We start from the raw sequence: 15,658 nt of genomic DNA on the forward strand, positions 1-15,658 counted from the left end.
GATGTCCGATATCGACCGTCCGAAGACCGGCCGCGCGCGTCGGCAGACTGAGCGCCTGCTCAACCTGCTCATCGCGCTGCGGTCGGTTTCCGGTTGGCTCGACCGCGATGTTCTGCGCCAGACAATCGCGGACTACCGCGACAAAGACGATGAAGCCTTCGACCGGATGTTCAACCGCGACAAGAAGGCACTGCGGGATCTGGGCATTGAGATCAGCACGACCGACTGGTCCGACCCGTTCACCGGCGAGTCCGCCTACGGCTACCGGATCAGCGACGAAGACTACCTGCTGCCGCCCATCGATCTGAGTCCCGAGGACATTTCGCTTCTGGCTGCCGCACTCGACGTCATGCGCAGCTCCGCTGTTTCCGGCGCGGCAATCGCAGCCGTGAACAAGCTGCGTGGCCAAGCCGCCCCTCCGGCAGGAAGCATCGACACGGCCGCGGCTTTTGATCTGCGTGCTGTTGATAGCCGCTATGCCGAAGTCATGGAGTACGTGGCTGACCGGCGCCCCATGCGCTTTCAGTATCGAAAGCCCGGCTCAGCCCCTTCGCGGCGCGAAGTCGTTGGATATTGTCTGCTGACCCGCGGTGAGAAGACCTACGTGGTCGGCTACGACCTCGAGCGCAAAGCGCAGCGTGCCTTCCGCCTGTCCCGCATCGTCGGACGCATCACGCCCCTGGCCGAGTCTCTTCGCGACGCAGTGCCGGAAGACTTCGCGGTCAGTCCCCGCGCGGTCGGCGAGACCGCGCACACCGGAACCCGCACGCAGAAAGCCGTGCTCCGCCTCGTGCCCGGCAAGGGCCGGCCCCTGCGTCTGAGGGGTACAAAAACCGCCGACGGGACGTACGAGGTGCCGTTTGCTGATCTGCAGTCCTTCGCCGAAGAGCTGCTCGGGTTCGGCGACAGCGTCAGCGTTGTCTCCCCGCAGGAACTGCGCGAAGCCCACGTGGAGCTTGCTCAGGCCACCCTGGCGGCACTGGAGTCGGTTGACAACAGGGGAGACGCGCATGTGTGAAGCAACTCAGAGACTGTCGCGCCTGTTGGGGCTCGTTCCTTTCATCACGGCGAATCCCGGTACTCAGCTGGAAGACCTCGCCGCCCACTTCAACGTCCCTGTTGAAACGATCGAAGACGATCTTCAGCTGCTGTTCGTCAGCGGTCGGCCCGGCCACATGCCGGATGACCTCATTGACGCTCGTTGGGGACCCGACGGCGTTTTCATTGAGAACGCTGCGGAAGTCGATGCCCCTGTGCGGCTCAGCGGTGCGGAAGCCTCGAGCCTCGTTGTGGCGCTTGACTATCTGCAGGCTGCTCACCCTGACGTCGCCGGCATCGAGGACCTGCGCGCCAAGCTGCAGTCAGCCGACCGTTCGGCTGAGCCCGTTGTCGACGTGCCCGCCGTTCCGGATGACCTGCGCCGCGCCCTGCAGAGTTCTTCAGCTTCCGGCACGCCCATCGTGATTGACTACTACGTCACATCTCGGGACGAACTCACCCGCCGCGTCATCCGTCCCCACGGACTGCGGCTGGCCGGCCGCTGGTACCTCGACGCCTACTGTGAAACCTCCGGGGGAGAGCGCACGTTCAGCGTCGACAACATCGAAACAGCCGCTCTGGCAGACGGCGCCGCCGACATCGTTCCCGCACCCCAGAAAACAGAAGAACCCATTGACTACCGCTTCGGCTTCGCCTCGGCAGCGGCGTGGATACTCGACGAGTTCGCCTTTCGCGACGTTGAGTTCGACGACGCAGCAGGCATCGCCTACGGCACCATCACGGTTCTCTCTCAGGCGTGGCTGGATCGTCAGCTTCTGCAGTGGGGCCGTTGGATCCGCTCAATCGACCCAGTACCCGATCTGGCCAACGCGCTCGGCATTCTGAAGCGCGTTATCGAACAAGGCGAAGCAGGCGAGTACACTGGTGGGGCACGCTGACAACTAAGGAGCACATGTGAGACCCGGAATCTGGCAAATCGTCATCGTCGTTCTGGTGATCGTTCTGATCTTCGGCGCTTCCCGCCTGCCCGGTGTCGCCAAGAACGTCGGCAAGTCGATGAAGATCTTCCGCGACGAAATGAAGGACTTCGGCAAGGACGAACCGAGCGTCTCAGCTCCCAAGGACCCCAGTTCCATCGAATCAAAGAACGCACAGCCCGGCAGCTCTGACAGCGCCGGCGAACAGGCATCGGCGCAGACCGAAGCGGACGACGACAAGCGAAAGTGAGCCCGCGCAAGCGCCTGCCGCTGAAGGGCAATCCGCAGAAGCGGATGAAGCTCCTCGATCATTTCCGGGAGCTTCGCAACAGGGCGATAGTGGCAGCCGTTGCCCTGCTCATCGCCTCGGTTCTCGGCTGGTTCCTCTACGACGACGTTCTCGGTCTTCTGCAGAAGCCGCTGGATGACATTGCAGCAGCGGATGGTAAAACCGCCATGCTCAATTTCGCCGGCGTTGTTTCGCCCTTCGACATGAAGATCAAAATCTCGATCTTCATCGGCATCATTCTTTCTGCCCCGGTGTGGCTGTACGAAATCTGGGCGTTCATCATGCCCGGGCTGCACCGCAAGGAGAAGCTCTACACCATCGGCTTTCTCGGCACCGCGCTGCCGCTTTTCTTAGCCGGCGGCGCCCTTGCGTTCTTCGCTCTGCCCAATGCGGTGCGCACAATGGGCGGACTCGTGCCGCAGGGAACCTCGTACATCGTTCCCGCACAGGACTACCTGTCGTTCGTCACCGTCGTCATCATCGCCTTCGGTGCTGCCTTCGTGCTGCCTGTCCTCATGGTGGGCCTCAATATGCTCGATCTTCTTTCAGCCCGGACCATCCGCCGTTCGTGGCGCTGGCTGGTGGTGCTCGTGTTCGTCTTCGCGGCTATTGCCACGCCCACACCAGATGCCGTGTCGATGTTCTACTTGGTCATCCCGATGCTGTTCATGTTCTTCCTGGCATGGCTCATCTGCGCGATCATCGATCGGGGCCGCAAGCGCCGCCGGATCGCCGACGGCACGTGGGTCGAACCGATTGACTGAGTAGACTGAAGGGCATGGAATCCAACCTGTCTCCGGCTGACGCATATTCACAGTTTCTCCAGCGCCAGAGCGAAGCGGGTTCACCACTGGAGGCTTTCCGCCGTTCCCTGGACTACGAACTCGATGACTTCCAGCTGCGCGCATGCCGCAGTCTGCAGGATGATCACTCTGTTCTTGTTGCCGCACCCACGGGTGCTGGTAAGACTGTTGTCGCTCAGTTCTCGATTGCGCTGGCTGTTGCCCGCGGAGTGCGTGTCTTCTACACCGCGCCGATTAAGGCTCTGTCCAACCAGAAGTTCAATGAGCTCGTTGAGGCGTACGGGGCTGACCGCGTTGGTCTGCTGACTGGGGATACGAGCATCAACCGCGATGCGCAGATCGTCGTCATGACAACCGAGGTTCTGCGCAACATGATCTATTCGGGCACTGATCTGTCTGAGCTCGGTTTCGTGGTGCTCGATGAAGTGCACTACCTGGGGGACAGGTTCCGCGGACCGGTGTGGGAAGAGGTCATCATCCACCTGCCGGCACACGTGTTGCTTGTCAGCTTGTCTGCAACCGTGTCGAACGCGGAAGAGTTTGGTGCCTGGCTGGCTGAGGTTCGCGGCACCACCGACATCATCGTGTCCGAACACCGTCCGGTTCCGCTGCACAACCACGTGGCCGTCGGCACTGATCTGATGCCGCTGTTCGCGCCGAACGGCAAAGACATCAACAAGGGTCTCGAGGCGGCTGTCCGCCCGTACTCCGGTTTCGGCTCCCGCCGGGACCGCCGCCGAGGCGGAGCTCGGCACCGCTTCATGCGCCCGGCTCGGGCTGCTGTCATCGCGGAACTCGACAAACTGTCGCTGCTGCCGGCCATTTTCTTCATCTTCAGTCGCAAGGGCTGTGATGAAGCGCTCGATCACTGTTTGGCCGCGGGTCTGGACCTGACCACGAAGAACGAAAAGCGCAAGATCGCTGCTGCCTTGGAAGAACTCGAAGAGTCCCTGGTCGCCGAAGACCTCGGTGTCCTCGGCTTCCGTTCTTTCGCCGCCGGTCTCATGTCCGGTTTCGGCGTCCATCACGCCGGACTCATCCCGCAGTTCAAGGAGCTTGTCGAAAAGCTGTTCGTCGAAGGACTCATGCGGGTTGTGTTCGCAACCGAAACGCTGGCTCTGGGCATCAACATGCCGGCCCGTTCGGTGGTGCTCGACAAGCTCAAGAAGTTCAACGGCGAATCCCACGTGCAGATCACGCCGGGGGAGTACACGCAGCTGACGGGCCGTGCCGGAAGACGCGGCATCGACATCGAGGGGCACGCGGTCACGGTGTGGCATCCCACGATCGAAGTCGCTGACATCGCCTCCCTTGCTTCTAAGCGAACCTACGCGCTCAACAGCCGCTTTGTGCCCACCTACAACATGGCTGCGAACCTGCTTGCCCGCATGACTCACGATGACGCACGGAAGGTGCTGGAAACCTCGTTCGCCCAGTACCAGGCCGACTCATCAGTTGTCGGCCTTGCCAAACGGGTGCGCAAAACGGACGAAGCGCTTGCCGGCTACAGGGAGGCAGCACAGTGCGACCGGGGTGATTTCTCGGAGTACTTCGGCTACCGCCTTTCCATTGCGCAAATGGAGAAGCAGGCGGGCAAGCAGCGCACAAAGCTCAAGCAGCGCGACGTTGTCGAATCTCTGTCGCACCTGCAGTTCGGCAGTGTCGTCCTCCTGCCGTCGCGGCTGAAATTCGGCGCATGCGTTGTGCTCAATCCCATGCACAATGACCACACCGGCCTGCGTCTGCCGACCGTGCTCACGAGCGCAGGCAAGGTGTGGCACCTGCGCCCGCACGAAGTCACAGAACCTGCGGTGAGCCTCGGCAAAATCAAAAGCCCGCGAAAGTTCAATCACCGCAATCCGCGTGAACGCAACCGCCTGCTCGACATCCTGGATCAGGCGATTGAACAGGGACGCGTCAAAGATCCCGCCACTGTTCAGGTGCGCAAGACCAAGGGTCCTAAGGTCGGTTCGGAGGATGTCGACGCGCTGCGCCAGCAGATGCGCGCCCACCCGTGCCATGAATGCCCCGAACGCGAACAGCACGCCCGGTGGGCCGAAAGGGCACACCGGCTTGAACGCGACCGAGCAAAGCTCACCAGCCAGATAACATCGCGCACCTCGTCAATTGCCGAGGTGTTCGACCGAGTCTGTTCGGTTCTGCGGACCCTGGAATTCCTGCCGGATGACACCGCGATTCTGCGGCGCATCTACGGTGATCGGGACCTGCTGATCGCCATGTCGGTGCGCGCCGGACTGTGGGAGGGTCTGACAGAGCCGGAAGCTGCGGCAATGGCGTCGTGCCTCGTGTATGAAAGCAGGCGCGAGCTTTTGACCCATACGCGCATGCCCACTCAAACTCTGCGACAGTGCGTGGGTGCTTTGGAAGACCTGTGGCGCACACTCGCAAAGACCGAAAGCGATGCTCGAACGGCCATCACCCCAGAGCCTGAATCCGGGATTGCCGTGCCGATCTACAGGTGGACAGACGGCAAGAATCTTGCCGCAGCGCTCGAGGGCACAGACATCTCAGCCGGTGACTTCGTCCGCTGGGCCAAGCAGACACTCGACGTCCTCGGCCAGATTGAGAACGTTGTTGGCCCAGAATCGGCGGAGACGATTGCTCGCGCTGCAGACGCTATGCGCCGCGGCGTGGTCATGGACCACTACTGATATCAGCGGCGAATCCGCTTGACCACAGCCTCGATATCGGAACCAAAGGTCGATTCGGCGGCAACATAAGTCCATGTTGAGGACGGCCGCTTCATGCCGATGGCCGGCAGATCGACCCCGTCAGCGGTAAATTCGACTTCCTCGAGCACGTCTTCGGTGCCTGCCATGACGTCTGACCAGAACTGGCTGAACTGCGCCATGGACTCCTTGTTGAACGCCTCGTGCGGACGCTCTTTTGCCAGTGTGCGCAGGTGAATGCCTTCACGCAGATCGTTCAGAAACGCCAGGTGAGCAACCCAGCGGTCGTCGATCTGGAACAGGAGAATATCGCGCAGCGCGTCACGAACAGCGTCGTCGCCTGCGGACTTGACGTCGTCACGGTCTCTGACTTTCTCCAGCAGCTCGTCAATGCCGTAGTCCTCCGTGAGCACAGCCTCGCGGCGGCTGAGCACCTGTTTGCGCTGCTTCGACATGAGGTCGTTGAAGCGCCGGGTGTCACGGTGGACGCCGGTGTTTTCACCTTCAGCCATGCGCTGGGCGTGTTCGACCAGTTGGGCCGCTTTGCGCGACTGGATGAAGCCGGTTTCGTCGCCGTCTTCCACAAAGCGCTGGATTTCGGGAACGCGGGTGAGCAGTTCGTCTTCCAGGCTGGTGAAGAACACTGATGTTCCCGGGTCGCCCTGGCGGCCCGAGCGTCCGCGCAGCTGATCGTCTAGACGTGATGAGTCATAGCGGCCAGCGCCGATGACGAGCAGACCGCCCGCGTCGCGTGCCTCGTCGTCAGCTAGGCGAATATCGGTTCCGCGGCCTGCCATCTGGGTAGACACGGTGACAGCGCCGGATTCACCGGCCCGGGCAATGATGTCTGCTTCGCGTGAATCGTCTTTGGCGTTGAGAACCCTGACCTCGACTCCGCGCTGCTTGAGCCTGTGCGCGAGGCTTTCGGATTCAGCAACCGAACGGGTGCCGATCAGGATCGGCCGACCTTCGCGGTGCTCTTCGAGGACCTGGTCGACAATAGCCCGCTCTTTGGACTCCTGGTACGTGTACAGGCGGTCTGGCTCATCAATGCGGATGACCTCCTCGTTGGGCTCAACAGCACTGATTTCGAGGTCGTAGAACTCTTTGAGGTCATCGCCGACGGCCAGCGCAGTACCCGTCATACCGCACACGGTGCTGTAGGTCTGGATGAGCTCTTCGACTGTCATCTGGTCGAGGATTTCACCGGATGACGACGTTGTCAGGCCTTCCTTGGCTTCAACGGCGGCCTGCAGGCCGTCTGGCCAACGCTGCAGGTCAGCAACGCGGCCTCGGGAATCCGAAATCAGCTTGATGCTGCCGTCGACAACGAGGTAGTCGACATCCCGGTGGACAACGGCCAGTGCGTACAGGGCGAGGTTGACCGCGGCCAGCGTTTCCGCATCGTCACCGTATAGGTCCACGCCAAGGGCTTCTTCGACGGCGTCGATGCCGGCTTCCGTCAGGGACACAGCGGTGCGATCGTGAGACAGTTCGTAGTGCTTGCCGGCTTCCAGCCCGGCAACAAGGCGCGTGATCTCGGCATCGACCTGCTCGACGCTTGCGGTGCCGGCCAAAACCAGCGGAACCCTCGCCTCGTCAATGAGAACCGAGTCAGCCTCGTCGACGATCACGACATCACGCTGGGCAATGCGGGGCTTCTGGCCCTGAGTGAGGAAACGGTCGCGCAGAGTGTCAAAGCCGACTTCCTGCACCGAGGCGTACACGACTTCCTGCGTGTAGGACTTTCGGCGAGACTCTTCCGAATCAGATTCGCCCACGGATGCTGCGGTCACTCCCAGCAGGTCGAACAGGGGACGCATCCACTCGACGTCACGGGCGGCCAGGTAGTCGTTGACGCTCACCACGTGAACGGTGCGGCCCTGAAGCGCGTAGCCGGCTGCAGCCATCGCGCCGACAAGGGTCTTGCCTTCACCCGTGAGCATCTGCACGACCATGCCGTCGAGCAAGCCGATGAGGCCTTTCAGCTGTGTGAAGTAGGGCCGTTCGCCCAGCGCCCGGTCAGCAGCTTCTCGCACAAGCGCCGCGTAGCGGGTGAGTGATTCGCGGCGGTCCTCCAGGGTGAACAGCTTCGCTGCGGTTTCTGCCAGTTCTTCATCCGGCAGATCCGCGTACTCATCGCCGTAGCGATCGAGGTCGTTCTGGGCTTTTGCGAACCAGCCGACGCGTTTGTCTGCCTGCGCTCCGGGGCGGCCCAGCAGTCGGTCGAAAAAGCCCATAGTCGTTCCTCTCAGCTTTAGATTTCCAGAGGCCAATCGGGGTTTATCGTAGCGTGGCGCCCTTTGGAACGCAGAAACTCTTCTAGATCAGCTGCCTGTGCACGCTTCCATTCGATCTGTGCTGCGTGCAGCTCTTCGCCCGATCCAGAAGCCAGCAGCTGATGTTTGTCCGCCATGGCCCACAGAATGCAGCCGGCGGCAGTCGCATCGGCCAGAGCGTCGTGGTGGTTGTCCAGCTCGACGCCCCACACGGTACACAGGTCTGCGAGCGTCCGCTTGCCCCTGCGGAAACGGTCCACTTCCCGATCAAGGACCAGGGTGTCGAAGATCGGCGGCAGAACATCGGCAACGGGTGTGGGAAGTCCCAAGTGGCGGCGTTCAGCTTCGAGCACCGTGAGGTCGTAGACGATGTTGTGTCCGACAACGCTGCCGCCGCGGCGGCGAATGTTCTCAAGGCAGGCAATCACTTCGGCAACAACGGCGGTGCGGTCTGCTCCGTGCTTACGCGCGTAGTCACTGGTGATGCCGTGCACGCTGCTCGCGGCCTCGGGAATCTCAATTCCCGGATCGGCCAGCCACGTGCGGATCTCCAGCGGCTCGATGCCGCCTTCAACCTTGCCCAGGCGCACACAGGCGGCCGTGACAATATGCACGGTGTGCGGGTCCAGTCCTGTGGTTTCGAGGTCGAAACCCCACAGTTCGGACGTGGTCCAGGACGGGCCCGTGAAGGCGGGGAGCTGGTTCTTGCTCACCCGTCGGTCAGCAGCCGGCGAGGTGCCTGCGGGTGTCGGCGGCACCTCGCCACCCAGTGTCTTCAGAAGGCGGGCAACGGCCCGGTCTGTGCTCCACTGGGTGCCGAATGCTCGCAGTGCTTCGCGGTTCATGCGCTGCGGCACCGCCGCGGCATCCTGGGCGGCGTACAGGACATCGAGGTCTTCTAGAAGCGTCATGACCTTTTCGGCTCGGCGCACTGCGTCTTCGTTCTCTAGGAGAGCTGCAGCGCGCTTGGGGCTCAGGCCGTGGTCTTTTGCTCCGCTGGCTGCCGCACGGAAGAGTTCGTCCAGGCCGCCGTAGCCGGCCAGCAGCTTTGCCGCGGTCTTTTCGCCGATGCCGGGAACTCCGGGCAGACCATCGGAAGGGTCCCCGCGCAGGGCGGCCATTTCGCGGTACGGAGCCCCACCCTTAACCCCGTATTCGGTGGGCACATCCGCATATGTCAGCGGTGCCCACTGGCCCTTCGGACGGGGCCGATGCAGCTGGATTCTGCGGTCTTCGCGCAGCACTGAAATGAGGTCTCGGTCGGGGGAGACCACCACCAGTTCGTCGTCTGGGCCCATCTGGGCGGCAAAGGATCCGATGATGTCATCAGCTTCGGTACCCGGGATCTCAAGAACCGGTATCCCCGCCAGGCGGAGGGCTTCGCGGATGAGGGGGATCTGCGGTTTGAGGTCGTCGGGAGTTTCCGATCCCGTCTCTTCGTCCTGTACGCGCTGAGCTTTGTACTCCGGGACGATGGCTGTCCGAAAGTCCGGTCGCCAGTCGCCGTCCATGGCTGCGACGATCCGCGTGGAGCGAAGATCGTCAGCCAGGCCCGCAATTGTGTCCAGCAGGCCGCGCAGAGCCCCGACCGGTGTGCCGTCTGCGGCTGTGATGCTCGAGGGCAGAGCGTAAAAAGACCGGTAGTACAGGGCGGGGGTATCGAGAACGACGAGTCTGCTCACGCGGCTCAGCCTACCCGAGCCGCCATCACACGCCGGGGGGAACGTCTGCAAGAATCGCAGGGTGGTGAATTTCGTTCTGTACAACGGTGATGTCTACAGCAGTGCCGACCCCTTTGCGACGGCCGCGTCTGTCAGCGGTGACGTCGTGGACTGGGTGGGCGGCGATGAGGCCGCGCAGGCAATGGGCTCTGAGCTCATTGATCTGCACGATGATTTCGCTGCCCCGGCCATGATCACAACGGTCGACCTGCGCAGCGAAGAAGCGACCCCGCGTGATTTTCTTGCGGCCGGAATCGTGTCTGTCCACGCAATCGGCACCGACGAGCAGCTTAGGACCTTCGCAGAGCATGCTGGTCCGCTGCGCGTTGTCGGCTACAGCCTCGACGGTGCGGGGGACCGACGTGCTCACGTTGGACTGCCGGACGACCGCCCTGACGCAGCCGTGTATGTCATCCTTGATGACCTCGAAGCCCTGAATAGCTATATCGAGGCTCTGGCAGACGCGGACTTCAAGCGCCACGCGGCCCGCAATGGCTGGCGCGTGTTCGCCAATGTGCAGATTCCCGAAGACTTCGCAGGCCCGCTCGGTCAGTCGCCCCTTCCGCTGACTGTGGACCCGCGCGCTTTTGCCCAGCCGGTCGGTGCTTTGCTGCGCGAGGGCGCACAGGTGAGCTTCGCCTCGTCATGTGAACCGTGGGAGGCCATGCGGCAGGCGATTTTCGCCCCCGGTTCCACCGTCAGCGGTCGTGCAGCGTTCAACTGCCTGACCCGTTTTGCCGAACGTGCGCTAGGCAACTTCGGCGGGGGAGTGATCGCGCCGGGCAGCCGTGCGGACATTGCACGGTGGAAGGTTGAGAACCTGGTTGTTCAGGCTGCTGACGAACGCGTTGCGGCGTGGAGCACAGACCCGCGTTCAGGAACGCCCGGGTTGCCGGATCTGACCCCGGGCACTCCGCTTCCGGAGCTCGTGTCGCTGTGGAGCGCAGGCGAACCGGTCGAACTGGACTCCTGATGCACGTACTCGTCTGCATCCCCACGTACAACGAACGCGAATCGCTGCCGAACACGCTGAAGGCGATATTCGAATACTCGCCTGATGTCGATGTTCTGGTCATTGACGACGGTTCCCCGGACGGAACAGCCGACTGGGCTGACGAGCTCGGCGATGACCGCGTGCACGTTATGCGCCGAACCGAAAAGGCAGGCCTGGGACCGGCCTATGTTGCCGGCTTCACGTGGGCGCTGGCCCACGACTACGACGTCATCTGCCAGATGGACGCCGACGGTTCTCACCGGGGCCGCGACCTGCCTCTGCTACTCAAAGCCGTACGAGGCGGAGCTGAGTTGGCCATCGGATCTCGCTGGGTGCGCGGGGGAGAGGTAGTCAACTGGCCGCTGAACCGCAATGTGCTTTCCCGCGGAGCCAACCTGTACGCCAATGTGGCGATCGGGCTGCACGTGGCCGACGCGACTGCCGGCTTCCGCGCCTATTCGCGCAATCTGCTGCAGCGGATCGACTTGGCCGGTGTGCAGTCCCACGGCTACGGCTTCCAGATCGATATGACCGTCCGTGCCCGCCGTGCCGGGGCAAGGATTGTCGAGGTGCCCATCATCTTCGTTGAACGTGAGCTGGGAGCTTCGAAGATGTCCGGCAGCATCATCAGCGAGGCTTTCGTCAATGTTGCCCGCTGGGGTCTGCAGCGCCGCAGTCAGCAGGTGCGCAGCCTTCTGCGTCGCTGACTGAACAGAGCAAGCGGAAGCCCGGCGGCACCTCGCCAGAAGAACCCGGCCGCGGCCAGGGAGGCAGACCAACAGAAGAGGGCCCGAAGCAGTATTCCTGCTTCGGGCCCTCACAAGTTTAAGCGGGCGGGCGGTCAGACCTCGGGGGCCTTCTCGCCGCGGCGAATAGCCAGGCGCTCCTCCAGGATCACCTGGAGCTCTTCCATCGACCGGCGCTCCATGAGCATGTCCCAGTGAGTGCGGGCGGGCTTAGCGTCCTCTTCTTCGACTTCGGACACACCAACGCGCATGCCGATGCCGTGAGTACCGGAATCCCACGTGTCCGGAACATCTGCGTCCGTCGAGAACGGAACTTTGAACCGGTGGCCGTCTTCGCAAACGAATTCGACAAGCTGACGAGGTGCCGGCTCGACACCGACTTCCGATTCCAGGGACCGGGAGCCAAGCTGGGTGCCCCGCAGGCTGCGTTCGCTCATGTGACTGAACCTCTCACTCGGTGGGCGGGTATTCAAGCAGACAACAAGTCTAACGCCGCCGAGTATTCCCGGCACACACGACCCGTTAAGGCCAAGGTGCCACAATCACATGTATGAACGACGCCCCGCGCACGCACTGCGAACCGATCGAACCCGACGGCGTGTGGACAAAAGAAGAACAGTCCAGCTTCAAACGCGCCCATATGACGTATCTGAAAGCGCGCACACGCGTTGAGCGCACGGCACAGTCGGTGTCCAAGTTCGCCGGCCAGGCGAAAACGGCAGGGGAGAGGCTCAAGAGCGCCGGATCAGCTGCAGCGCGCACAGCAAAAACAGCCGCGGGTGCAGCAGCCGTTGACGGAGGACTCATCGATAGGGTCAGCGACAGCATTGATACGACGGTCGAACGCATAGGAAAAATGAGCGGAGCTTCAACCGACGGTGTGAAGAGCGGAATTGCCGGAGCGCGCACGAAAGCTAAGTCTGCCGCACGGCGTTTTTCCGGCACAGATCACAACGAGGACCGCGCGTAGAGCTTGCTTCGTAATCTGTTTGTTACCTAAACTTGCCTCTCGTTACAGATTCGCAACGAGAGGTGACACTGTGCCGAAGGCTTCGAAGACCCTGCGGGCATCCGACATTCTGCGCGCCAGCCGCCGACGTCCGGTTCTTGCTGCCATCGCGGTTCCAACCGCTGCAGCAGCTGCGATTACGGCTGCCGGTTTCGCCGCCGCTCCCGGAGCCGCAGAAGAACCGCAGGCCTTCGAAAGCAAGGTCGCACCCGAAGCAACGACAGACGACACTGCCGACAAGCAGCGGAAGGACGCCCAGGCAAAGGCCGAAAAGGAACAGAAGAAGGCTTCCGGTTCCATGACCCTGCCTGCACCCGAAAAGTCCGATTCGGACGCGGGGGAGAAGGCCAACAGCTCCTCTGACAAGAGCGGATCAAGCAAGAGCGCGTCCAGCAAGTCTGAACCAAAGGCCAACACCAAGGCATCCGGATCGGGTGGCACGTGCAAGGCCTCGTACTACTGGCAGGATCAGATGACCGCCACCGGTGAGCGTTTCAACACAAACGACCTCACTGCCGCGCACAAGTCACTGCCGTTCAACAGCCGCGTAAAGGTGACGAACAAGGCAAACGGCAAGTCCGTCACGGTTCGCATCAATGACCGCGGACCGTACGTTGCAGGCCGTTGCCTCGACCTTTCGACCGCGGCAATGAAGGCTGTTGGCGGAACAGGAGCCGGCGTCATCACTGTTTCCTACCAGGTGCTGTAAACCGCCTTTGGGGGAACGTGCTCAAACACACCCCAGCTCCGTTACCTTTCCGTTACGAATTGATATAGCATTGCGTTATCGTTCCGAAACTTTCATCTGCGATTGGAAGATCTGTGAGCAAACACCGCGCTGAAGGCACCAAGGCCTCCGGAAGCATTTTTGACCTCTTTCGCCGTTCGTCCAAGCGTGGGCGCTACGGGAGCGAACCGAAGTCTGCCGCTGGAGTTCTCGCCTCTGCAGGCCGCCGCCCGGTCCTGGCAGCAATTGCCGTACCGACCGCAGCTGCGGCAAGCATCGTTGCAGCCGGCTTCGCTGTAACGCCAAGCGCAGAAGAAGAACAGACCCAGTTCACCCAGAATGCGGCTCCGGCGGCAGACGAACCCGACACCTCGGCTGCCGAAAAGGCTGCCAAGGACGCCGAAAAGCAGCAGAAAGACAGCGCGCGTTCTCTGTCCGTCAAGGAAGAAGAGCCGGCTGAAGACACCCAGTCGGGCAATGCAGGCAGCTCGAACTCCGCGGGCAGCTCCGGCAAGACCGGCAGTACCTCCAAGAAGAGCGGCAACAAGGCCGGCTCAGGTGCCGCTGCCAGCGACAGCGGCAAGCCGAAGAACACAAAGGCATCGGGCAAGGCCGGTTCGTGCCCAGCTTCGACCTACGGCCAGGGTGACGGCTTCCACGGCAGGAAGACCGCCAACGGCGAACGGTTCAACCGCAACGCAATGACCGCAGCACACAAAACGCTGCCCTTCAACAGTCGCGTCAAGGTCACGAATACAAGCAACGGAAAGTCTGTCACCGTCCGCATCAATGACCGCGGACCGTACCACGGCAATCGCTGCCTGGACCTTTCCACCGCCGCAATGAACCAGATCGGCGGCGACGGAGTTGCTACCGTCAAGTGGCAGGTTCTCTGACATAACGCATACAGAAAGCGGCGCAGCGCAGTGCGCCGCTTTCTGTATGTCACGACAGGCTGAGCGCAGTGCGCCGTGTCCCGCACAGCAAGCAGACAATCCGGTCTGAGCTCAGAGACTTCGCCAGCGAAACAGTCCTGTGACGCCACCTTTGCCATAAGCGCCGATAATATACATTATGTTAAGTAAAGATTGAGAGGCCGCTTCCCCGATGTCGACGACAGTCATCACCGTGCTTCTCGCAGGCTCTCTGGCAGCCGGGTGGATTGACGCTGTAGTCGGCGGCGGCGGACTCATTCTGCTGCCGCTCATCATGATCATGGCGCCGGGGCTGACGAACGCTCAGGCACTTGGCACCAATAAGTTCGCCGCGGTCTTCGGCACGACGAGTGCCGCCATTACTCTCGCTCGCCGCGTTCCAAACGCTCTTGGCGCTCTGCGCTGGGCTCCCCTGGCTCTGGTCGGCGCGGCCATCGGCGCGCTCATCGCTGCCAGCGTTGATCAGCACATCATGCGGCCGATCATCATCGTCGTCCTCGTTGCCGTCGGCTTCTTCGTCCTGCTGCGCCCATCCTTTGGCCGTGACAGCGAGCCGCGCATTATGTCAAAGCGCTCGTGGACAGCAGGTGCAGCGATCATTCTGGCCATCGGCATCTACGACGGCGCATTCGGGCCCGGCACCGGCCTGTTCTTCATCATGTCTCTCACGGCGCTCATGCGCGGAGATTTTATGACAAGTGCAGCCTGGGCGAAGGTCCTCAACGTCGCTACCAATCTCGGCGCGCTCATTGTGTTCGGGCTGCGCGGTGATGTCCTGTGGCTGCTGGGCCTGGGCCTCGCCGTAACGAACATCATCGGCGCCCGCATTGGCGCGCGCATGGTGCTCGGTCGCGGCGCCGGCTTCGTCCGCATCGTGATTCTCTGCGTTGTCGTCATCATGGCGGGCAAACTCACCTACGACCAGTTCTTCGCCTGAGCCGCTCCCCTGGCTTACCTACACTCACAATAGTCGGTGCGACCATATTGCCAGTCGCCATCGGCGCACTGATCTCATCGATCCGCCCTCCAACCGCACCAAAGTCGGCTCCAAGTTCCGGCGGACACTGTAAGCGTAAGCCATCACAAACGTGGATAGTACGTGAAAGCCGAAAACCCGGTCGACCAGCACAACGATTTCGCTGACAACTACGGTCGTAAGGTCGTAACGCCCGGGCTTGAGGACCCTCGCAACTCAGAAAACTTCGGCAGGTGGTGGCATCGCTGTCCTTCGGCTTCGACAAAGTCGGGGACCGAAAGCCAAACTCGTATCATCGTCGCGGATCGCTAACTGGGACCCATCCATCCTTGTTGATGCACATTTTTGGAGGCGGTAAGTATCGGAATCACAGATTCGTTTACCGCCCGACGGTCTGGGCAACGCGGATGGCAGCGCTTTCAGCAGGGTATTCCATTGCCCCGATAGCTATCGTATTCTCGAGTAACAATTCAGACGTTTAAGGGCTCTTCCGGTTCTAGAGTGCGTTGACCC

The 15,658-nt window shown here is 61.9% G+C and carries 14 protein-coding genes; 11 read left to right on the top strand and 3 right to left on the bottom strand.

The annotated features are described in order from the left end of the window. Position 1: 1 nt before the first annotated feature. From HMPREF3087_RS03185 to HMPREF3087_RS03205, 5 genes are read left to right on the top strand one after another with little or no spacing between them, the layout of a single operon-like run. Positions 2 to 1,018 (top strand): helix-turn-helix transcriptional regulator, encoded by a 1,017-nt coding sequence (locus tag HMPREF3087_RS03185; protein ID WP_070428020.1) that lies wholly within the window; start codon positions 2 to 4, stop codon positions 1,016 to 1,018. Next, entirely contained in the window at positions 1,011 to 1,937 is a 927-nt protein-coding gene (locus HMPREF3087_RS03190; protein ID WP_070428021.1) for a WYL domain-containing protein, read from the top strand. Before HMPREF3087_RS03185 ends, HMPREF3087_RS03190 begins: the two co-directional genes overlap by 8 nt. Before the next feature lie 16 nt (positions 1,938 to 1,953). After that, positions 1,954 to 2,226 carry a twin-arginine translocase TatA/TatE family subunit gene (tatA, locus tag HMPREF3087_RS03195; RefSeq protein WP_062021417.1) on the top strand — a complete coding sequence of 91 codons (273 nt, stop codon included), beginning with the start codon at positions 1,954 to 1,956 and terminating at the stop codon, positions 2,224 to 2,226. After that, positions 2,223 to 3,029 (top strand): twin-arginine translocase subunit TatC, encoded by an 807-nt coding sequence (gene tatC / locus HMPREF3087_RS03200; RefSeq protein WP_083272000.1) that lies wholly within the window; start codon positions 2,223 to 2,225, stop codon positions 3,027 to 3,029. Before tatA ends, tatC begins: the two co-directional genes overlap by 4 nt. A gap of 14 nt (positions 3,030 to 3,043) precedes the next feature. Then, positions 3,044 to 5,740: a DEAD/DEAH box helicase gene (locus HMPREF3087_RS03205; RefSeq protein WP_070428022.1), complete on the top strand. Its 2,697-nt coding sequence runs from the start codon at positions 3,044 to 3,046 to the stop codon at positions 5,738 to 5,740. A 2-nt stretch (positions 5,741 to 5,742) separates the two neighbouring features. Here the strand turns inward: HMPREF3087_RS03205 and secA2 are convergent, their stop codons facing one another. Both secA2 and HMPREF3087_RS03215 read right to left on the bottom strand, forming a co-directional pair. After that, positions 5,743 to 7,998 carry an accessory Sec system translocase SecA2 gene (gene secA2, locus HMPREF3087_RS03210; RefSeq protein ID WP_070428023.1) on the bottom strand — a complete coding sequence of 752 codons (2,256 nt, stop codon included), beginning with the start codon at positions 7,996 to 7,998 and terminating at the stop codon, positions 5,743 to 5,745. Positions 7,999 to 8,015: 17 nt separating this feature from the next. Continuing rightward, the gene (locus tag HMPREF3087_RS03215) at positions 8,016 to 9,719 is read right to left on the bottom strand and encodes a 5'-3' exonuclease H3TH domain-containing protein (protein ID WP_070428024.1); all 1,704 of its coding nucleotides are present in this window, start codon (positions 9,717 to 9,719) and stop codon (positions 8,016 to 8,018) included. A 61-nt stretch (positions 9,720 to 9,780) separates the two neighbouring features. On the opposite strand from HMPREF3087_RS03215, the gene HMPREF3087_RS10605 reads away from it, so the two are divergent. Then, positions 9,781 to 10,731, top strand: a complete 951-nt coding sequence (locus tag HMPREF3087_RS10605; RefSeq protein WP_083272001.1) for an amidohydrolase family protein — start codon at positions 9,781 to 9,783, stop codon at positions 10,729 to 10,731. Next, positions 10,731 to 11,459 carry a polyprenol monophosphomannose synthase gene (locus HMPREF3087_RS03225; RefSeq protein ID WP_070428025.1) on the top strand — a complete coding sequence of 243 codons (729 nt, stop codon included), beginning with the start codon at positions 10,731 to 10,733 and terminating at the stop codon, positions 11,457 to 11,459. The genes HMPREF3087_RS10605 and HMPREF3087_RS03225 overlap by 1 nt, the downstream gene beginning before the upstream one ends. A 134-nt stretch (positions 11,460 to 11,593) precedes the next feature. Here HMPREF3087_RS03225 and HMPREF3087_RS03230 read toward each other — a convergent pair whose 3' ends face one another. After that, positions 11,594 to 11,935 carry an RNA polymerase-binding protein RbpA gene (locus HMPREF3087_RS03230; RefSeq protein WP_019174989.1) on the bottom strand — a complete coding sequence of 114 codons (342 nt, stop codon included), beginning with the start codon at positions 11,933 to 11,935 and terminating at the stop codon, positions 11,594 to 11,596. A 113-nt stretch (positions 11,936 to 12,048) separates the two neighbouring features. On the opposite strand from HMPREF3087_RS03230, the gene HMPREF3087_RS03235 reads away from it, so the two are divergent. The 4 genes from HMPREF3087_RS03235 to HMPREF3087_RS03250 all read left to right on the top strand — a co-directional run bounded on the left by HMPREF3087_RS03235 (position 12,049) and on the right by HMPREF3087_RS03250 (position 15,106). Then, a complete protein-coding gene (locus tag HMPREF3087_RS03235) occupies positions 12,049 to 12,468 on the top strand; it encodes a hypothetical protein (protein WP_070428026.1) in 420 nt (139 codons plus the stop codon). A gap of 70 nt (positions 12,469 to 12,538) precedes the next feature. Continuing rightward, positions 12,539 to 13,216, top strand: a complete 678-nt coding sequence (locus tag HMPREF3087_RS10655; RefSeq protein ID WP_218078845.1) for a septal ring lytic transglycosylase RlpA family protein — start codon at positions 12,539 to 12,541, stop codon at positions 13,214 to 13,216. A gap of 113 nt (positions 13,217 to 13,329) precedes the next feature. Next, positions 13,330 to 14,130 carry a septal ring lytic transglycosylase RlpA family protein gene (locus HMPREF3087_RS03245; RefSeq protein ID WP_070428027.1) on the top strand — a complete coding sequence of 267 codons (801 nt, stop codon included), beginning with the start codon at positions 13,330 to 13,332 and terminating at the stop codon, positions 14,128 to 14,130. 211 nt (positions 14,131 to 14,341) lie between these two features. Then, positions 14,342 to 15,106, top strand: coding sequence for a TSUP family transporter (locus tag HMPREF3087_RS03250; protein ID WP_070428028.1), 765 nt, complete (start codon positions 14,342 to 14,344; stop codon positions 15,104 to 15,106). The last annotated feature ends 552 nt before the right edge of the window (positions 15,107 to 15,658 follow it).

Source organism: Brevibacterium sp. HMSC22B09, assembly GCF_001806795.1.
In the GTDB taxonomy this organism is placed as follows: Bacteria; Actinomycetota; Actinomycetes; order Actinomycetales; family Brevibacteriaceae; genus Brevibacterium; species Brevibacterium ravenspurgense.